At 68.5% G+C, this 15,213-nt stretch carries 16 protein-coding genes; 8 read left to right on the top strand and 8 right to left on the bottom strand.

What is annotated here, in order from left to right:
- The first annotated feature begins 107 nt into the window (after positions 1 to 107).
- The 5 genes from rpsO (at position 108) to ACFPZ3_RS17090 (ending at position 5,683) form a co-directional block, all read left to right on the top strand.
- Positions 108 to 377: a 30S ribosomal protein S15 gene (gene rpsO / locus ACFPZ3_RS17110; RefSeq protein WP_106235181.1), complete on the top strand. Its 270-nt coding sequence runs from the start codon at positions 108 to 110 to the stop codon at positions 375 to 377.
- A gap of 298 nt (positions 378 to 675) precedes the next feature.
- Positions 676 to 3,000: a polyribonucleotide nucleotidyltransferase gene (locus ACFPZ3_RS17105; RefSeq protein WP_379515092.1), complete on the top strand. Its 2,325-nt coding sequence runs from the start codon at positions 676 to 678 to the stop codon at positions 2,998 to 3,000.
- Positions 2,997 to 4,307, top strand: a complete 1,311-nt coding sequence (locus tag ACFPZ3_RS17100) for a M16 family metallopeptidase (protein WP_379515091.1) — start codon at positions 2,997 to 2,999, stop codon at positions 4,305 to 4,307. The genes ACFPZ3_RS17105 and ACFPZ3_RS17100 overlap by 4 nt, the downstream gene beginning before the upstream one ends.
- A 9-nt stretch (positions 4,308 to 4,316) precedes the next feature.
- Positions 4,317 to 5,054, top strand: a complete 738-nt coding sequence (gene dapB, locus ACFPZ3_RS17095; RefSeq protein WP_379515090.1) for a 4-hydroxy-tetrahydrodipicolinate reductase — start codon at positions 4,317 to 4,319, stop codon at positions 5,052 to 5,054.
- Positions 5,055 to 5,197: 143 nt separating this feature from the next.
- The gene (locus tag ACFPZ3_RS17090) at positions 5,198 to 5,683 is read left to right on the top strand and encodes a GNAT family N-acetyltransferase (RefSeq protein WP_379515089.1); all 486 of its coding nucleotides are present in this window, start codon (positions 5,198 to 5,200) and stop codon (positions 5,681 to 5,683) included.
- A 143-nt stretch (positions 5,684 to 5,826) separates the two neighbouring features.
- On the opposite strand, the gene ACFPZ3_RS17085 is transcribed toward ACFPZ3_RS17090, so the two are convergent.
- The 6 genes from ACFPZ3_RS17085 to ACFPZ3_RS17060 form a co-directional block, all read right to left on the bottom strand.
- Entirely contained in the window at positions 5,827 to 6,516 is a 690-nt protein-coding gene (locus tag ACFPZ3_RS17085) for a GAF and ANTAR domain-containing protein (RefSeq protein WP_379515088.1), read from the bottom strand.
- Positions 6,517 to 6,583: 67 nt separating this feature from the next.
- Positions 6,584 to 7,582, bottom strand: a complete 999-nt coding sequence (locus ACFPZ3_RS17080; RefSeq protein ID WP_379515087.1) for an adenosine deaminase — start codon at positions 7,580 to 7,582, stop codon at positions 6,584 to 6,586.
- Between the two features lie 9 nt (positions 7,583 to 7,591).
- Positions 7,592 to 8,467, bottom strand: coding sequence for a 1,4-dihydroxy-2-naphthoate polyprenyltransferase (locus tag ACFPZ3_RS17075; RefSeq protein WP_379515086.1), 876 nt, complete (start codon positions 8,465 to 8,467; stop codon positions 7,592 to 7,594).
- 15 nt (positions 8,468 to 8,482) lie between these two features.
- Positions 8,483 to 9,091 (bottom strand): GNAT family N-acetyltransferase, encoded by a 609-nt coding sequence (locus ACFPZ3_RS17070; protein WP_379515085.1) that lies wholly within the window; start codon positions 9,089 to 9,091, stop codon positions 8,483 to 8,485.
- Positions 9,092 to 9,135: 44 nt separating this feature from the next.
- The gene (locus ACFPZ3_RS17065) at positions 9,136 to 9,651 is read right to left on the bottom strand and encodes a CGNR zinc finger domain-containing protein (protein WP_379515084.1); all 516 of its coding nucleotides are present in this window, start codon (positions 9,649 to 9,651) and stop codon (positions 9,136 to 9,138) included.
- A gap of 45 nt (positions 9,652 to 9,696) precedes the next feature.
- Entirely contained in the window at positions 9,697 to 11,112 is a 1,416-nt protein-coding gene (locus tag ACFPZ3_RS17060; RefSeq protein ID WP_379515083.1) for an aminotransferase-like domain-containing protein, read from the bottom strand.
- Between the two features lie 166 nt (positions 11,113 to 11,278).
- Between ACFPZ3_RS17060 and ACFPZ3_RS17055 the strand changes: the two genes are divergently transcribed.
- From ACFPZ3_RS17055 to ACFPZ3_RS17045, 3 genes are read left to right on the top strand one after another with little or no spacing between them, the layout of a single operon-like run.
- Positions 11,279 to 12,184 carry a DMT family transporter gene (locus tag ACFPZ3_RS17055; protein ID WP_379515082.1) on the top strand — a complete coding sequence of 302 codons (906 nt, stop codon included), beginning with the start codon at positions 11,279 to 11,281 and terminating at the stop codon, positions 12,182 to 12,184.
- Positions 12,185 to 12,229: 45 nt separating this feature from the next.
- Positions 12,230 to 13,252 (top strand): hypothetical protein, encoded by a 1,023-nt coding sequence (locus tag ACFPZ3_RS17050; protein ID WP_379515081.1) that lies wholly within the window; start codon positions 12,230 to 12,232, stop codon positions 13,250 to 13,252.
- A 21-nt stretch (positions 13,253 to 13,273) separates the two neighbouring features.
- Positions 13,274 to 13,657: an ASCH domain-containing protein gene (locus ACFPZ3_RS17045; protein WP_379515080.1), complete on the top strand. Its 384-nt coding sequence runs from the start codon at positions 13,274 to 13,276 to the stop codon at positions 13,655 to 13,657.
- A gap of 193 nt (positions 13,658 to 13,850) precedes the next feature.
- Here the strand turns inward: ACFPZ3_RS17045 and ACFPZ3_RS17040 are convergent, their stop codons facing one another.
- The gene (locus ACFPZ3_RS17040) at positions 13,851 to 14,339 is read right to left on the bottom strand and encodes a GntR family transcriptional regulator (RefSeq protein WP_379515079.1); all 489 of its coding nucleotides are present in this window, start codon (positions 14,337 to 14,339) and stop codon (positions 13,851 to 13,853) included.
- Between the two features lie 40 nt (positions 14,340 to 14,379).
- On the bottom strand, positions 14,380 to 14,868 hold the full coding sequence (locus ACFPZ3_RS17035) for a GntR family transcriptional regulator (protein WP_379515078.1): 489 nt from the start codon (positions 14,866 to 14,868) through the stop codon (positions 14,380 to 14,382).
- Between the last annotated feature and the right edge of the window lie 345 nt (positions 14,869 to 15,213).

The following is a 15,213-nucleotide window of genomic DNA, read 5'->3' as shown; positions in this document are numbered from 1 at the left end:
CGGCGCTGCGCGCTGCCCATGACGGCCTTCACGCGGCGACTGTAGGCACGCACGGTCGCTCGCACTCTCATTCTCACTCGCGCGTGTCCGTAGATTGAAGGAGAGCCGTGTCCCTCGACACCGCTGCCAAGAAGACCATCATCGAGGAGTATGCGACGGCTGACGGCGACACCGGGTCGCCTGAGGTGCAGATCGCACTGCTCAGCAAGCGCATCAGCGAGCTGACCGAGCACCTGAAGACGCACAAGCACGACCACCACAGCCGTCGTGGTCTGCTGCTGCTCGTGGGTCGCCGGCGCCGCCTGCTGAAGTACCTGCAGAAGGTCGACATTCAGCGCTACCGTACGCTCATCGAGCGGCTCGGCCTGCGCCGATAGCGTGAAAAGGGAGCGGCGTCCGCGCCGCTCCCTTCTCATATGGGGTAGGACCCCGAACAGCAGGGCGCGTGGCGGCGTGAAAACGCCCCCGCGACTGACGTACAACTGAATATCCGAGACACACAGCCCCCGCGTCCGTTCAGCACCATGCGACCCGCGACGCCTGCGGGCCGGTCCTCGGTAGTGGCTTCCGGTAAGAACGAACGTGACCGGGCGCTTCGATCGAAGACCGGCGCTGCACCTAACGAGGGTGCCGGTGAGAAAAGGGCGCGGGTGACCGACCACAAGGAGGTCCCCCGTGGAGGGTGTCCACACCGCTGAAGCCGTCATAGACAACGGCACATTCGGCACGCGCACGATCCGCTTCGAGACGGGTCGGTTCGCGCGTCAGGCGGCGGGTTCCGCCGTCGCCTATCTCGACAGCGACACGATGGTGCTCGCGGCGACCACCGCGTCGAAGAACCCGAAGGAACAGTTCGACTTCTTCCCGCTCACGGTGGACGTCGAGGAGCGCATGTACGCCGCGGGCCGCATCCCCGGCTCGTTCTTCCGCCGTGAAGGCCGTCCTTCCGAGGACGCGATCCTGACCTGCCGCCTGATCGACCGGCCGCTGCGCCCGTCGTTCGTCAAGGGCCTGCGCAACGAGATCCAGGTCGTCGTCACCGTCATGGCGCTCAACCCCGACCACCTCTACGACGTGGTCGCGATCAACGCCGCGTCGTTGTCCACGCAGCTCGCCGGCCTGCCCTTCTCCGGGCCGATCGGCGGCGTGCGGGTGGCGCTGATCGATGGCCAGTGGGTGGCCTTCCCGACGCACCACGAGCTGGAGCGGGCCACGTTCGACATGGTCGTGGCGGGCCGCGTGCTCGCCGACGGCGATGTCGCGATCATGATGGTCGAGGCCGAGTCCACCAAGGACACGCTCAAGCTGATCACCGAGGGCGCCGTCGCGCCCACCGAGGAGACCGTCGCGCAGGGCCTTGACGCCGCCAAGCCCTTCATCAAGGTGCTGTGCGAGGCGCAGTCGCGCATCGCGCAGGTCGCCGCGAAGGAGACGGCCGAATACCCGATCTTCCTGGAGTACCAGGAGGACGTTTTCGCCGCCGTCGAGGCCGCGATCAAGACCGAGCTGGCCGCCGCGCTGACCATCGCGGGCAAGCAGGAGCGCGAGAACGAGCTGGACAAGGTCAAGGCGCTGGCCGCCGAGAAGCTCCTGCCCGAGTTCGAGGGCCGGGAGAAGGAGATCTCCGCCGCGTTCCGCTCGGTGATGAAGAAGCTCATGCGCGAGCGGGTCGTCAACGAGGGCATCCGCATCGACGGCCGTGGCACCAAGGACATCCGCGCCCTGTCGGCCGAGGTCCACGTGGTGCCCCGGGTGCACGGTTCGGCGCTGTTCGAGCGCGGTGAGACCCAGATCATGGGCATCACCACCCTCAACATGTTGCGCATGGAGCAGGTCATCGACACGCTCAACCCCGACCGGACCAAGCGCTACATGCACAACTACAACTTCCCGCCCTACTCCACCGGTGAGACCGGCCGGGTGGGCTCGCCCAAGCGCCGCGAGATCGGTCACGGCGCGCTGGCCGAGCGGGCGCTGACCCCGGTGCTCCCCACGCGTGAGGAGTTCCCGTACGCCATCCGCCAGGTCTCCGAGGCGCTCGGCTCCAACGGCTCCACCTCGATGGGCTCGGTCTGCGCCTCCACGATGGCGCTGCTCGACGCCGGTGTGCCGCTCAAGGAGATGGTCGCGGGCATCGCGATGGGCCTGATCGGCGAGGGTGACACCTACGTCACGCTGACCGACATCCTGGGCGCGGAAGACGCCATGGGCGACATGGACTTCAAGGTCGCCGGCACCAAGGACGTCATCACCGCCCTGCAGCTCGACACCAAGCTCGACGGCATCCCGGCCAGCGTGCTGGCCGGCGCGCTCAAGCAGGCCAAGGGCGCCCGCCTGGCGATCCTCGACGTGATGCAGGAGGCGATCAACTCTCCGGCGGAGATGAACCCGACCGCGCCGCGCATCATCACCATCAAGGTCCCGGTGGACAAGATCGGCGAGGTCATCGGCCCGAAGGGCAAGATGATCAACCAGATCCAGGACGACACGGGCGCCGAGATCACCATCGAGGACGACGGCACGATCTACATCGGCGCCACCGACGGGCCCTCCGCCGAGGCCGCCCGTTCCGCGATCAACGCCATCGCCAACCCGCACATGCCGGAGGTCGGCGAGCGCTACCTGGGCACGGTCGTCAAGATCGCGGCTTTCGGCGCGTTCATCTCGCTCATGCCGGGCAAGGACGGTCTGCTGCACGTCTCGCAGATCCGCAAGCTGCACGGCGGCAAGCGGATCGAGAACGTCGAGGACGTCATGAGCGTCGGCGAGAAGATCCAGGTCGAGATCGCCGAGATCGACGGCCGGGGCAAGCTCTCGCTGGTGCCGGTCGAGGTCATCGAGAAGGAGGCCGCCGAGAAGGAGGCCAAGGGCGTCGAGGGCGGTTCCGACGAGGCGCCCGAGCAGTCCGACGCCGGCGATGACAAGTCCGACCGGCCGCGCCGCACCCGCACCCGCGTGCGCAGCACCCCTCGCGCTGATGGGGACGACCGGAACTCGTGACGACGACCACGCTGCACCCCGGCAAGGATGGAGCCGGGGTGGTAAGGCGCACCGTCCTCCCGGGTGGGCTGCGCGTGGTGACCGAGACCATGCCGACCGTGCGCAGTGTCGCGGTCGGCATGTGGGTCGGCATCGGCTCGCGTGATGAGGCCCCCGAGCACATGGGGGCCACCCATTTCCTTGAGCACCTGCTGTTCAAGGGCACCCCCACGCGGGACGCCATGGAGATCTCCGCCTCCATCGAGGGCATCGGCGGTGAGATCAACGCCTTCACCGCCAAGGAGTACACCTGCTACTACGCGCGGGTCCTCGACGAGGACCTGCCGGTCGCGGTCGACGTGCTCGCCGATGTGGTGACCAGTTCGCTGGTGACCGACGAGGACGTCGAGTCCGAGCGGGGCGTGATTCTCGAAGAGATCGCCATGCACGACGACGACCCCTCCGACGTGGTGCACGAGCAGTTCGCCGCCGCGCTCTACGGTGACTCGCCCATCGGGCGGCCGATCCTGGGCACGGTCGAGTCGATCAACACGCTCGGGCAGGAGCGCATCGCCGAGTACTACCGGGGCTACTACCGGCCCCGTTGCACTGTGGTGTCCGTGGCGGGCAACATCCGGCACGAAGAGGTCGTGGAGCTGGTCGCCAGGGCGTACGACCGGGCGGGCGCGCTGGACGGCCCGGCCGAGTTCGCGCCGCCGCGCACCAGCGGCCCCGGCGCCGAGTCGCACTCAGGCGTGGCGGTGCTCGACCGTCCCACCGAGCAGGCCAACCTGGTGCTCGGCACGACGGGGCTGGCACGCACGGACGATCGCAGGTTCGCGCTGGGCGTGCTCAACGCGGCGCTGGGCGGCGGCATGTCGTCCAGGCTCTTCCAGGAGATCAGGGAGAAGCGCGGCCTGGCCTACTCCGCCTACAGCTACACCTCGGCCTACGCCGACACCGGCCAGTTCGGCATCTACGTGGGCTGCCTGCCGTCGAAGATCGACGACGTGCTCAAGATCTGCCGGGATGAGCTGACCCGGGTGGTGGCCGAGGGGCTGAGCGCCGACGAGATCATGCGCGGCAAGGGGCAGATGCGGGGCGGGCTGGTGCTCGGCCTGGAGGACACCGGCTCGCGCATGTCGCGCATCGGCAAGAACGAGCTGGTCTACGACGAGCTGATGTCGGTGGACGAGGTGCTCTCGCGCATCGAGTCCGTCACCCCCGACGAGCTGTCCGAGGTGGCTCGCGACGTGCTCAACCGGCCGCTCACGCTCGCCGTGATCGGCCCGTACGGCGACAAGGACTTCACCGACGCCGTCCGATAGGGTTTGCCTGTGATCAGGGTAGGTGTGCTCGGCGCCCGTGGGCGTGTGGGCGTCGAGGTGTGCAAGGCGGTCGAGGCGGCCACCGACATGGATCTGGTGGCCGCGCTCGACAAGGACGATCCCATCCAGGGGCTCGACGGCACCGAGGTGGTGGTCGACTTCACCCATCCCGATGTGGTCATGGGCAACCTCGAATGGATGATCGGCCACGGCATCCATCCCGTGGTGGGCACGACCGGGTTCGACGAGGGCCGCCTGGAGACCGTGCGCGGCTGGCTGGCGGCCAACCCGGGCGCCAGCTGCCTGATCGCGCCCAACTTCGGCATCGCGGCCGTGCTCATGATGCACTTCGCGCAGCAGGCGGCCCGCTACTTCGAGTCCGCCGAGATCGTCGAGCTGCACCACCCCAACAAGGCCGACGCGCCCTCCGGCACGGCCCGCCGCACGGCGGAGCTGGTGTCCGAGGCGCGGGCCAAGGCCGGGCTGGGCTCGATGCCCGACGCGACGAGCACCGCGCTCGACGGCGCGCGAGGGGCCGACGTGGGCGGCGTGCACGTGCACGCGGTGCGCCTGTCCGGGCTGATCGCGCACCAGGAGGTGCTGCTCGGCGGTGACGGCGAGATCCTGACGATCAGGCACGACACGATGAGCAGGTCGGCGTTCACCCCGGGCGTGCTGCTCGGCGTGCGCAGGGTGCGTGAGCTGCGCGGTCTCACGGTGGGCCTCGAACCCTTGCTGGACCTTTAGGCCACACGCACGACGTGCCCACTCCCGCACATGGGTCGTGGGCACGTCGTCAGGAGAGGGTCCCGGCTCCGCACAGCCAGGCCTACGATCTTCAACCCTAATACCAGAGGCGAGCTCCGCCCGAACCATGAGATCGTGTCGCCATGGTGCGATGGGCCGAAGCGGACGAACTACCCGGGCTGATCTCCATAGAGCTGGCCGCCGATCGGCTGTTCGAGCAGGTGGGCATCGTGTTCCCGCCCGGCACCACGATGGTCGAAGAGGCGGACGACCCGGGTTGCGTGCTGGTCGAGGGCGCGCCGCCGGCCGGATTCGCGATGGTCGGGTGGGTGGACGGCAACCTGCACCTCGACCAGCTCGCCGTGATTCCTGAGAGCATGCGCCAGGGCATCGGCGGGCGGCTGGTGGGGGGCGTGATCGACCACGCGCGAGCGGCCGGGGCGCCCGCCGTGACGCTGACGACATACCGGGACGTGCCCTGGAACGCGCCGTGGTACGCCCGGCACGGCTTCTCCGTGATGCCCGAGGCCGAGTGGGGGCCGGAACTGCGGGCTCTCGTCGAGCACGAGCGGGAGCTGGGCATCGAGGTCGCGCCGCGAGTGGCGATGCGCGTCGCGCTCCCGAGGTGAAGGGTGGGCTTGGCCGGCGGCGGAACCACGTGCCCGACGGCCCCTTGCGCCCTGAACCTCCGAGCAGGAGATCAGCGTCAGCACCCGGCAGCCCGGCAGCCCGGCAGCCCGGCAGCCCGGCAGCCCGGCAGCGGGTCAGTGCGTCAGCGCACGATGTCGGGCGGCGGATCCTGGAAGCGGGAGCGCTGCGCCGGCTCGCCGCTCACCCTCTCCACGAGGGAGGTGGCGAGCTGCTGGAGCTTGACGTTCTTGTCCTGGGAGACGTGGCGCAGGATCTCGAAGGCCTGCTGCGCGGTGCACCGCCGCTGCGCCATGACGATGCCGAGCGCCTGGTCGATGATCGCGCGGGTGGTCAGCGCCTCCTTGAGCTGTGCCGCCACCTCCCGCATGCGGGCCACGTCGAGCGCCGTCCGGAACAGCACGCCGACGTGCGCGGCCGTGACGCGTACGGCGACCCTGGTCTCGTCGGCGAACCCACCGGCCTGCCCGGAGTAGAGCGTCAGCACCCCCAGCAGCGCGCCCTCCGACTCCAGCGGCTCACAGTGCACCCTGCGCACCTCCGGCGCCTCCGCCGCGAACCGCGGCCATCGCGAGGCCAGGTCACCGGCCGTCACAGGCTGCCCGCTCTCGACGGCGTCGAGGACAGGCCCCTGCTTCATGGCCTCCTGCAGCCCGTCGAGCAACTCGGCCCGCGGATGAGTACCGGCCACCGTGCGCAGGCCGTAGTCGGCGAGCAGCGTGATGCTGAGCATGGCCGAGTCAGGCATCGCCTGCTCGGCGATGGTGACGCAGTCAGTGAGTGCCCGCTCGAACTCTTCGATGTCGGTGGGCACTCTCGGCCGGTTCGCCACGGTCCCTCGCTGTCTCGGGCAACTCCAGGCTAACCGCTCGGGGACGCCGTCACGAGACGAAAGCGTCCACTTCGGCCAGGTAGGCATCCTTGACGTGCCGGGGCAGCCAGGTGATCTCGAACGCGTTGCGCTGGAGCTGTGCCAGCTCCTCGCGGTTGAGCTGGAGCGCGTCCTGCAGGGCGAGCAGGTTCTCCGATACGTAGCCGTCGAAGTATGCCGGATCGTCGGAGTTGACTGTCACCCGCACGCCCAGGTCCAGCAGCTTGCGGATGCCCTCGGCCTTCATCGACTCGGTGACGTAGCCGTTGGAGATCGGGCAGCACGTCAGCCCCATGCCGCGCTCCAGCACCACCTCCACCAGCCGCTGGTCCTCCAGGATGTTGACGCCGTGGTCGATCCGGTTGACGCCGATGTCCTCGATGGCCTGGCGGATGTGCTCGACCGCGTTGTCCTGGTCGACGTCGCAGTGCATGGTCAGCAGGTAGCCCTCCTGCCTGGCCCGCTCGTAGACCGCCGCGAACTTGCTCGGCGGGTTGCCCCTCTCGTCGGAGTCGAGCCCCACCCCGGCGATCCACTCCTTGTACGGCAGCGACTCCAGCAACGTCGCCATCGCGTATTCGGCCTGGAAGTCACGCAGGAAGCACATGATGAGCTGCGCCCGCACCCCGAGCTGCGCGTGCGCGTCCATCAGCGCCCGCCGCAGCCCCCTGATCACCACGTCGAACGGCACCCCGCGCGAGGTGTGCGCCTGCGGGTCGAAGAAGATCTCCGCGTAGCGCACGTTCTGCTCGGCGGCCTTGCGCAGATAGGCCATGGCCAGGTCGTAGAAGTCGGGCTCGGTGCGCAGCACCCGCATGCCCTCGTAGTAGATCGTCAGGAAGGAGGACAGGCTGTCGAAGGTGTAGGCCGCCCGCATCTCCTCCACGGTCGAGTAGGGCAGCTCCAGGCCGTTGCGGCTGGCCAGCTCGAACTTGAGCTCGGGCTCCAGCGTGCCCTCGATGTGCAGGTGCAGCTCGCATTTGGGCAATCCGGCGATGAAATCCTTCACCGTCCCACCTTAGAAGATGATCGCCAGGCCCACGGCGAACAGCAGACCGTACGCCATCTGCAGCTTGCCCGTCTGCTGCAGCACCCCGATGAGCGCCGGGCCCACCGCCTTGCTCAGCACCGCCCTGATGGGCGAGATCGCCAGCGGAGCGGCGAGCAGCACCAGCGCCGCCCACGGCGTGATCGGGATCATGGCCAGCGCCACCACGAACGGCACCACCTGGCAGGCGACGTAGAGAGTGCGGGTGCGCTCGGCCCCCAGCAGCACCGCCAGCGTACGCTTGCCCGCCTGCCCGTCCGTGCCGACGTCACGCAGGTTGTTGACCACCAGCATCGAGCACGACAGCAGCCCCACCGGGATCGAGGCGAACAACGCCGCCCAGCTCAGATGCTCCGTCTGCATGTAGGCCGTGCCGACCACGGGCACGACCCCGAAGAACACGAACACGGCCAGCTCGCCGAGCCCGCGGTAGCCGTAGGGGTGTTTGCCGCCCGTGTAGAACCAGGCCGCCGCGATCGCCGCCGCGCCCACCAGCAGCACCCACCACGCCTGAATGGCCACGACAAGGATCAGCCCCAGCACCGCCGCCAGCGCGAAACAACCCAGCGCGGCTATGAGCACCTGGCGAGGCGTGGCCGCGCGCGAGCCGACCAGCCGCATCGGGCCGACCCGCTCGTCGTCGGTGCCACGGATGCCGTCGCTGTAGTCGTTGGCGTAGTTGACGCCGATCTGCAGCGACAGCGCCACGAGCAGCGCCAAGATCGCCCGCCACCATACGAAACCGTCTTCGCCGATCGCCACGCCGGTGCCGACCATGACGGGCACGATCGCATTGGGGAGCGTGCGCGGGCGGGCGCCGGCAATCCACTGGCCCGGTGTTGCCATGTTCTGATTCAACCTCTAGCTGATATCCGTGGTGAGCCGGACCATCCTGATCGGGCGGCCCATGTCGAGAACGCGTTCGGCCATGTCCTCGCCCCAGCCGGCCGACTCCAGGAAGCCGAGCACCGCGTAGTTGTCGGCGAACACCCAGGTGACGATCTGCCGGAAGCCGTCTTCACGCAGGTAGTCGACCGTGGCGTTGAGCAGCCGGCTGCCGTGCCCCCGGCGGACGAAGTCGGGGTCCACCAGCAGCGTGAGCATCTCGGCCACCATGCTGGGGTCGAGGTCGGGATCCTCGGCGGGGGCATGGGAGGCCAGGCCCACCACGCGCTCTCCGCCGCGAGGGGTCACCAGGGCGGCGCTGCCACCGGCGCCGAGCGCCGGAAACCCCTCGGTGTCGAGGATGGTCTCGACCGCCACCAGCACCCGGTGCATAGGCGTGGGAGGGGCGACGATCGCCTCGTCCCACTGGCGCAGCCACATCTTCTCCGCCGCCGCGCCGGTCATCTGCTCGAGTGGGCCTTCGGGGAGGAAGTTCCGATAGCCGTAGCGCCAGGCGCGGATCTGAGTATTCGCAACCTGGAGCACATCCTCGCGCCGGGCCGCCCGGACGCCTACGTCTGCCATCTCGGCCCGCTCCTTCGCCTGCCGTCCATGCCACAAGGCACGAGTTACACCGTATCGGTGTTTGAGCCTTGTAGAGGACGCGAACCCCGCTTCCTCGCCCGGTAAGCCCGCGTCTTGGTGCGGTTGCCGCATACACGCATGGAACACCACGAGCGGGAACGGTTCTTCGACGAGTCGATGAACGCCCACTGACAAGTTCCCTCCGCGCACACCTTCAGCCGGTCCCATGCCGCTCCCACGGCGGCCGAGGCGATCGCCGCCAGCCCGCCCCGAACGCCGCCCCCCGCTGGGACCAGTTCGGGCACCTCACCCTCCCGCACCTGGACGTACAGGGGCAGCGCGGGAAGTTGCGCCGCTTCGCGTCTCAGCGCGGCTCTGAGGCCCTCACGCAGGGCGTGGGCGGTGCTGAGGTCGTCGTCCGTGGCGCGGTCGCGAGGGCTGATGAGGTCGCGTGCGCGCAGCCACAGGGCCAGGTCGGCGGGGGAGGACAGCTCGTCCGTCTGGGCTTCGACGTCGAAGGTGTTCACGAAGTCTCGTACGAGCTCCGCGGGCAACGGCATGCCGTCACTCTACTGGGACCCCGGAAGCCGATGATCACCAGGACCTCAACGGGCGGGTCTGCCGCCGATGGCCGTCAAGGACTCGGCCAGCCGCCGGACCCCTTCCCGCAACTCCCCCAGATGGGCCGCGGCCATGTGCGTGAGCCGGAGCCGCGGCCCCGGTGGCTCCGACGGGTAGTACATCCTGCCCGGGCTCACCAGTACCCCATGCTGCCTGGCCGCCTCCACCAGGGCGCCCTCATCGACGGCGGCGGGCAGTCGTACCCACAGATGCATCCCGCCGGAGGGCAGCAGGTGCGGCTCGGCCTCGGGCAGGTGCGCGGCCAGCGCCGCCACGAGCGCGTCGCGGCGGGTCCTGATCTCGGCGTGCACGTTCGTCAGATGCCGCTGCCAGGCCGGTGACCCCACGAACTCCAGCGCCGTCTCCTGCAGAGGCCGCGCCACGAAGAACGACTCCACGAGCTGACCGGCCCGCAGCCGGTGCGCGGCCGGCCCTCTGGCGATCACGGCCGCCACCCGCATGCTCGGCGAGAGGATCTTCGTCAGCGACCCGACGTACACCACGGTGCCGTGCCGGTCCATGGAGGCGAGGGACGGGGGCGGCTGCTCGGTCAGGTATCGGGCGAAGTCGTCCTCCACCACGAACGCCCCCGCCGCCCTGGCCACCTCCAGCACCTGCTCCCTGCGTTCGACGGGCAGGGTGGCGCCGGTGGGGTTGTGCAGGGTGGGCTGACAGAAGAACACCCGCGCCCCCGTGACGGCGAACGCCTCGGCCAGCAGCTCAGGGCGTACGCCATCGCGGTCCATCGGCACCGCCGTGGCCCGCAGCCCCGCCGCCTTGGCTGCCGCCAGCGCCCCCGGATAGGTGGGCGTCTCCACCAGAACGGGCGTCCCCGGAGCTGCCAGCGCCCTGAACGCGTGCGTCAGCGCCGCCTGCCCGCCACTCACGATCAACGCGTCGGCCGCGGTCACATCCCCGCCGGCCCGCACCGCGAACCACCGCCGCAACTCCGCCAGCCCGGCCAGGGGCGGCATCCCCCAGACCTCACCTCTCCGTACGGCGCGCACCGCCGCGGCCGCGAGCTGCTTGTCCGGTCGCAATCCCGCCCGCAGATATCCGCCGGTCAACGGCACCACCCCCTCGGCCGCCGCCCCCAGCAACGTCGAGATGGGCCCTTCATCCACCACCCGATCGCCCAGGGCCACGGTCTGCCACGACAGATCGACCGCGTCCTGCGCCGCCCGGCCGACCCGCTGCGCCACGAAGACCCCGTTGCCCGGCTTGGCCACGACCCGCCCTTCGGCGGCCAGCTGCCCGATGGCCCTGGAGACGGTGACGGGGCTGACGTTGTGCCGCCGCATGATCTCCCGGCTGGACGGCAACCGCACCCCCGGCCCCAGCCGGTCGGCCTCCTCACGCAGCATCGCGGCAATCTGCGCGATACTGCTATCGTTGTTCATGAAGGATCAGAATAGCGCTACTGGTGATGGCGGAGTAGCGCTCCCCGCCCATGGGCCGGATCCGGATCTCGCGGGGCTCCCGCGTCGGCGGGAGGGTTCTGCGCAACCCACGGATCTCGTGGGGTCGCCGGGTCGGTGGGAGGGCTCGGCGCAACCCACGGATCTCGTGGGGTCGCCGGGTCGGCGGGAGGGCTCGGCGCAGCCCACCGGTGCCCGCCAAGGCACCGCGCTGGCCTTCCTGGGCGTCCTGGCCTTCTCCGGCTCCTTTCCCGCCACCGTCTACGCGATGCAGGGCTTCAACCCCTGGCTGGTGGCCATAGGCCGAGCCGCCTTGGCCGGCGTCATCGCCCTGACCTGCCTGAAAGTCACCCGCCGCCCCCTGCTGCCCCCAAGAGCCCACTGGCCTTCCTACGCGGCGATCTCCATGGGCGTGGTCTTCGGCTTCCCCCTCTTCAGCGGCCTGGCCCTGGACCTGGGCGCCGGCACCGCCCACGCCGCCGTGGTCACGGCCCTCCTGCCGGCCGCCACAGCCGTCTGCGCCGTCCTGAGAGCCTCGGAACGCCCCCGTCCCCTCTTCTGGGCAGCCTGTACGGCCGGCGCCATAGCCATCACCACGTTCACCCTCACCCAGCACCAGGGCAGACCCTCCTGGCCCGACCTGCTCCTCCTCGGCGCCCTGATCTCGGCCGCGATCGGCTACACGGAAGGCGCCCGCCTGTCCAGGAGCACCCCGGGCTGGCAGGTCATCTCCCACACCCTCGTCCTCTCCCTCCCCCTGACCGCCCCCGCGACGGCGGTCCTGGCGATCGCCACCCCCATCACGATCACTCCCCAGGCCGTCACGGGCTTCGCGTACGTGGCGGTGGTCTCCATGTTCCTGGGCTTCATCCCCTGGTACGCGGGCCTGGCCAAGGGCGGCATCGCCAGAGCCGGCCAGACCCAGCTCACCCAGCCGCTCCTGACCCTGATCTGGGCCTGGTTCCTCATGGGCGAGCGCTTCGGCCCGGCGACGGTGGTGGCGGCCGTGGCCGTACTCGTGTGCGTGGCCATCACCCAGCGCGCCCGTACTTGAAAGCCGTGACGCCGCACCGCAGGATGGGAGAGGAGGTGTCACATCATGGCGGACCTCACGATCCCGGAGGGCGGCTTCTGGCCGGCGCCGGAGATCCCGCAACCCAATATCTATCCCATGGAATGGCGAGTGGAGACAGAGAAGCTCGCCGCCATTTACGAGAAGTCCAAGCGCGTGGTCTGGAACCCGGCCGACCTGCCCTGGGACGGCCTGAACCCCGACGACTTCACGCGGGAGCAGCGCCTGGGCATCATGTACTGGTTCGCTGTCCTGGCGAACTTCGACGCCTCGGGGCCTGCGGTGTTCGCCCGCGCCACCATTCAGGCGTTCGAGAAACACGAGGAGGACCCGGTCAGGAAGTGTTTCTTCTCGATCACCCGTGACGAGATGAACCACGAGGAATGTTGCCAGCGCACCATCGCCAGGCTCTGGCCGGGCGGCCCGCTCGACTGGACCCCGTCCGACGACCTCGAATCGGCCGCCCACAACAACATCGGCTGGCTCTACCACAACGGCGGCCGCTACTGGACCGGCTATACCTCGGCCGTCGGCAAATACTCGCTCCCGGTCCTGTTCACGAGTTTCATGATGGGGGAGATGGCCGCCTCGACCCTGTTCAGGGGCATGGCCTCGGGCACCAGGCATCCCGTCTTCAGCGAGATGTTCCACCGCATCGGCCGTGACGAGTCCCGCCATCTGCAGATCTGCATGACGATCCTGGAGAACGAATGGCCGGGCCTCACGGACGAGACCCGCGTCCTCATCACCCGCCAACTCCGAGCGGGTTTCGTCTTCCTCAGCATGATTCTCTGGGAGCCGCCGGAAGGCTTCTGGGAACTGCCGCCGTACTTCCTGGCCAACCACCGTGTCCTCATGGATCACGCCAGGCAGGCGGGGCTGGGCGTGTTGTCGTACGAGGAGCAGGCGGAGAACTGGCGGGTGGCGATGGCGAGAATCCGCGCGATCGTCGAGCGATGGGGGATCGCCTTCCCGGCCATTCCCGAGCTGGATCTGGAGGGCGTGCCGGTGGATTTCATCGACCCGGAGGACATCATCCCGGTCTTCTAACCTGTCACCATGTGGCCGCGCATGGACGGACTACGAGTCTTCGGACTGGGCACTCCCGGCAGAATCCGCACCTGGCTCAACGACCTGGCGTTGTCGGGGACGAAAAGGGCCACCGCGGGGCTCCTGCTGTTCGACTACGAGGCCGAGGGCGAGGAGGTGGAGCACATCGGCGAACATCTCGTGCTCGTCGGCGACTCGGGGGAGCGGGTGGCGGAGGTCGAGGTGACGCGGGTGGAGTTCATGCCGTTCGCGGAGGTCACGTGGGAGTTCGCGCAGGCGGAGGGCGAGGGCTTCACCTCTACGGCGGACTGGCGGGAAACACATCGCCGTTACTGGTCGGGCCTGGGGCATGAGGTGGACGACGCCACCACGATCGTCTGCCTCTGGTTCCGCCTCGTCCCGTAACCGCGCCTCTTCTCACTTGCGGTCGGCGCTTGTCATGGGAGATCTTCTTCGTACGGTCACCGTTCGCCAGGGATCTTCTTCATACGGTCGTCATTCGTCAGGGGGATCTTTTTCGTACGGCCACCGTTCGCCAGGGGATCTTCTTCGTACGGCCACCGCCGCCAGGGGATCTTCTTTGTACGGTCACCGCCCGTCAGGGGAGATTTTCGTGCGGCCACCGCTCTTCGGGAGAGACGAAACTCCCCCGATGCGGAACGCTGTACACCCACCCCTCCTCACGCAACAACGCGATCGCCCGCCGTACGGTCTCCCGCGCCGCACCATAGCCACGAACCAGATCGACTTCGCTCGGAATCTGCCGTTCCACCGCCAGTTCACCGCTTTTTATCCGCTCCCGGATTTCACCCGCGATATGCCGGTAGAACGGCGCCCCGCGCCCAGATGGCCCACTCTGCCCGGGAGCGTTGACGAACGTCCCCTCTCCCTGCCGCGTGTGAACCAGTCCTTGGTTGCGCAGCACACGAATGGCCCGGCGCGCGGTGGTGCGCGCCACGTTGAACTCCCGCTGGATTCCCGCCTCGCTGATCACCAGGTCTCCGGGCGAAAGCTCGGCCATGATGCGCGCTCTGATGACCTCGCTGATCTGGAGATATAGATGGGTTTCACCATCGCGGTTCAGCACGCCTCAAGGGTATCCAACGGCCCTGCTAAAGGAAGGGCAATCAAGAACCCTGATTTATGGGCCATTTCTCAGGGTCGGTCACGTATGTGCCGCGATATGGCACCGTGAACACCCATCCCTGATCCCTGAGATACGCGACAGCCTGACGTACTGTCACCTTTGCCACGCCATACTGTCGCATCATCACTTTCTCACCGGGAATGGCCCTGTTCGGCGCGACCTCCCCCTTCTGGATGCGTTCGATGACCTCTCCGGCGATCTTCTGATAAATCGGCGTCTTCCGGGGCGAGCGGGGAGTGCCAGGCTGGCCGACAAACGTACCTTCGCCCTGAATCGTGTACGCCAGCCCCTGCTCCCGCAGCTCCCGGGCCACCCGCCGGGCCGTCGTCCTGGCGATCTCGTAGTCCTTCTCGAGGGTGGCCTCGCTGGGCACGGGATCGCCGGCTTTGAGCACGCCGCGTTCGATCTGATCGCGTACCAGCTCGGCGACCTGCTTGTAGATGGGCACGGGTCCCTCGCGGTCTAGCACGCCGGGAGTATAGACGAAACCGTACATGCCCGCTCAAAAGCAGACGCATCTACGAGCGTATCGATACGTTAGGTAGACCCTTAGGTACGATCGCGCTATAGTGAAGCCATGAGCCGAAAGGAACTTCCCACTTTCTTATCGTTTGTCTCGCTGGTGGCCCTGTAGCGCAGGGCCCAGTCGCAACATGGAGGTCCCCGAAAAGGGCCCGCCACAACGAAGAAAGGCCACCGTAGAGCGGCACCCCCACTCGATCCGGGGGCCGCCCCCTCCACGGTCTCCCCAACGGCCCCTGGATCTCAGACCGATTCCCCCAAGACCCCCGGCTCACTTCCTGCCGGTTTGAGC

The organism is Nonomuraea insulae (genome assembly GCF_042656245.1).
This window is presented reverse-complemented; position numbering and strand designations above follow the sequence as displayed.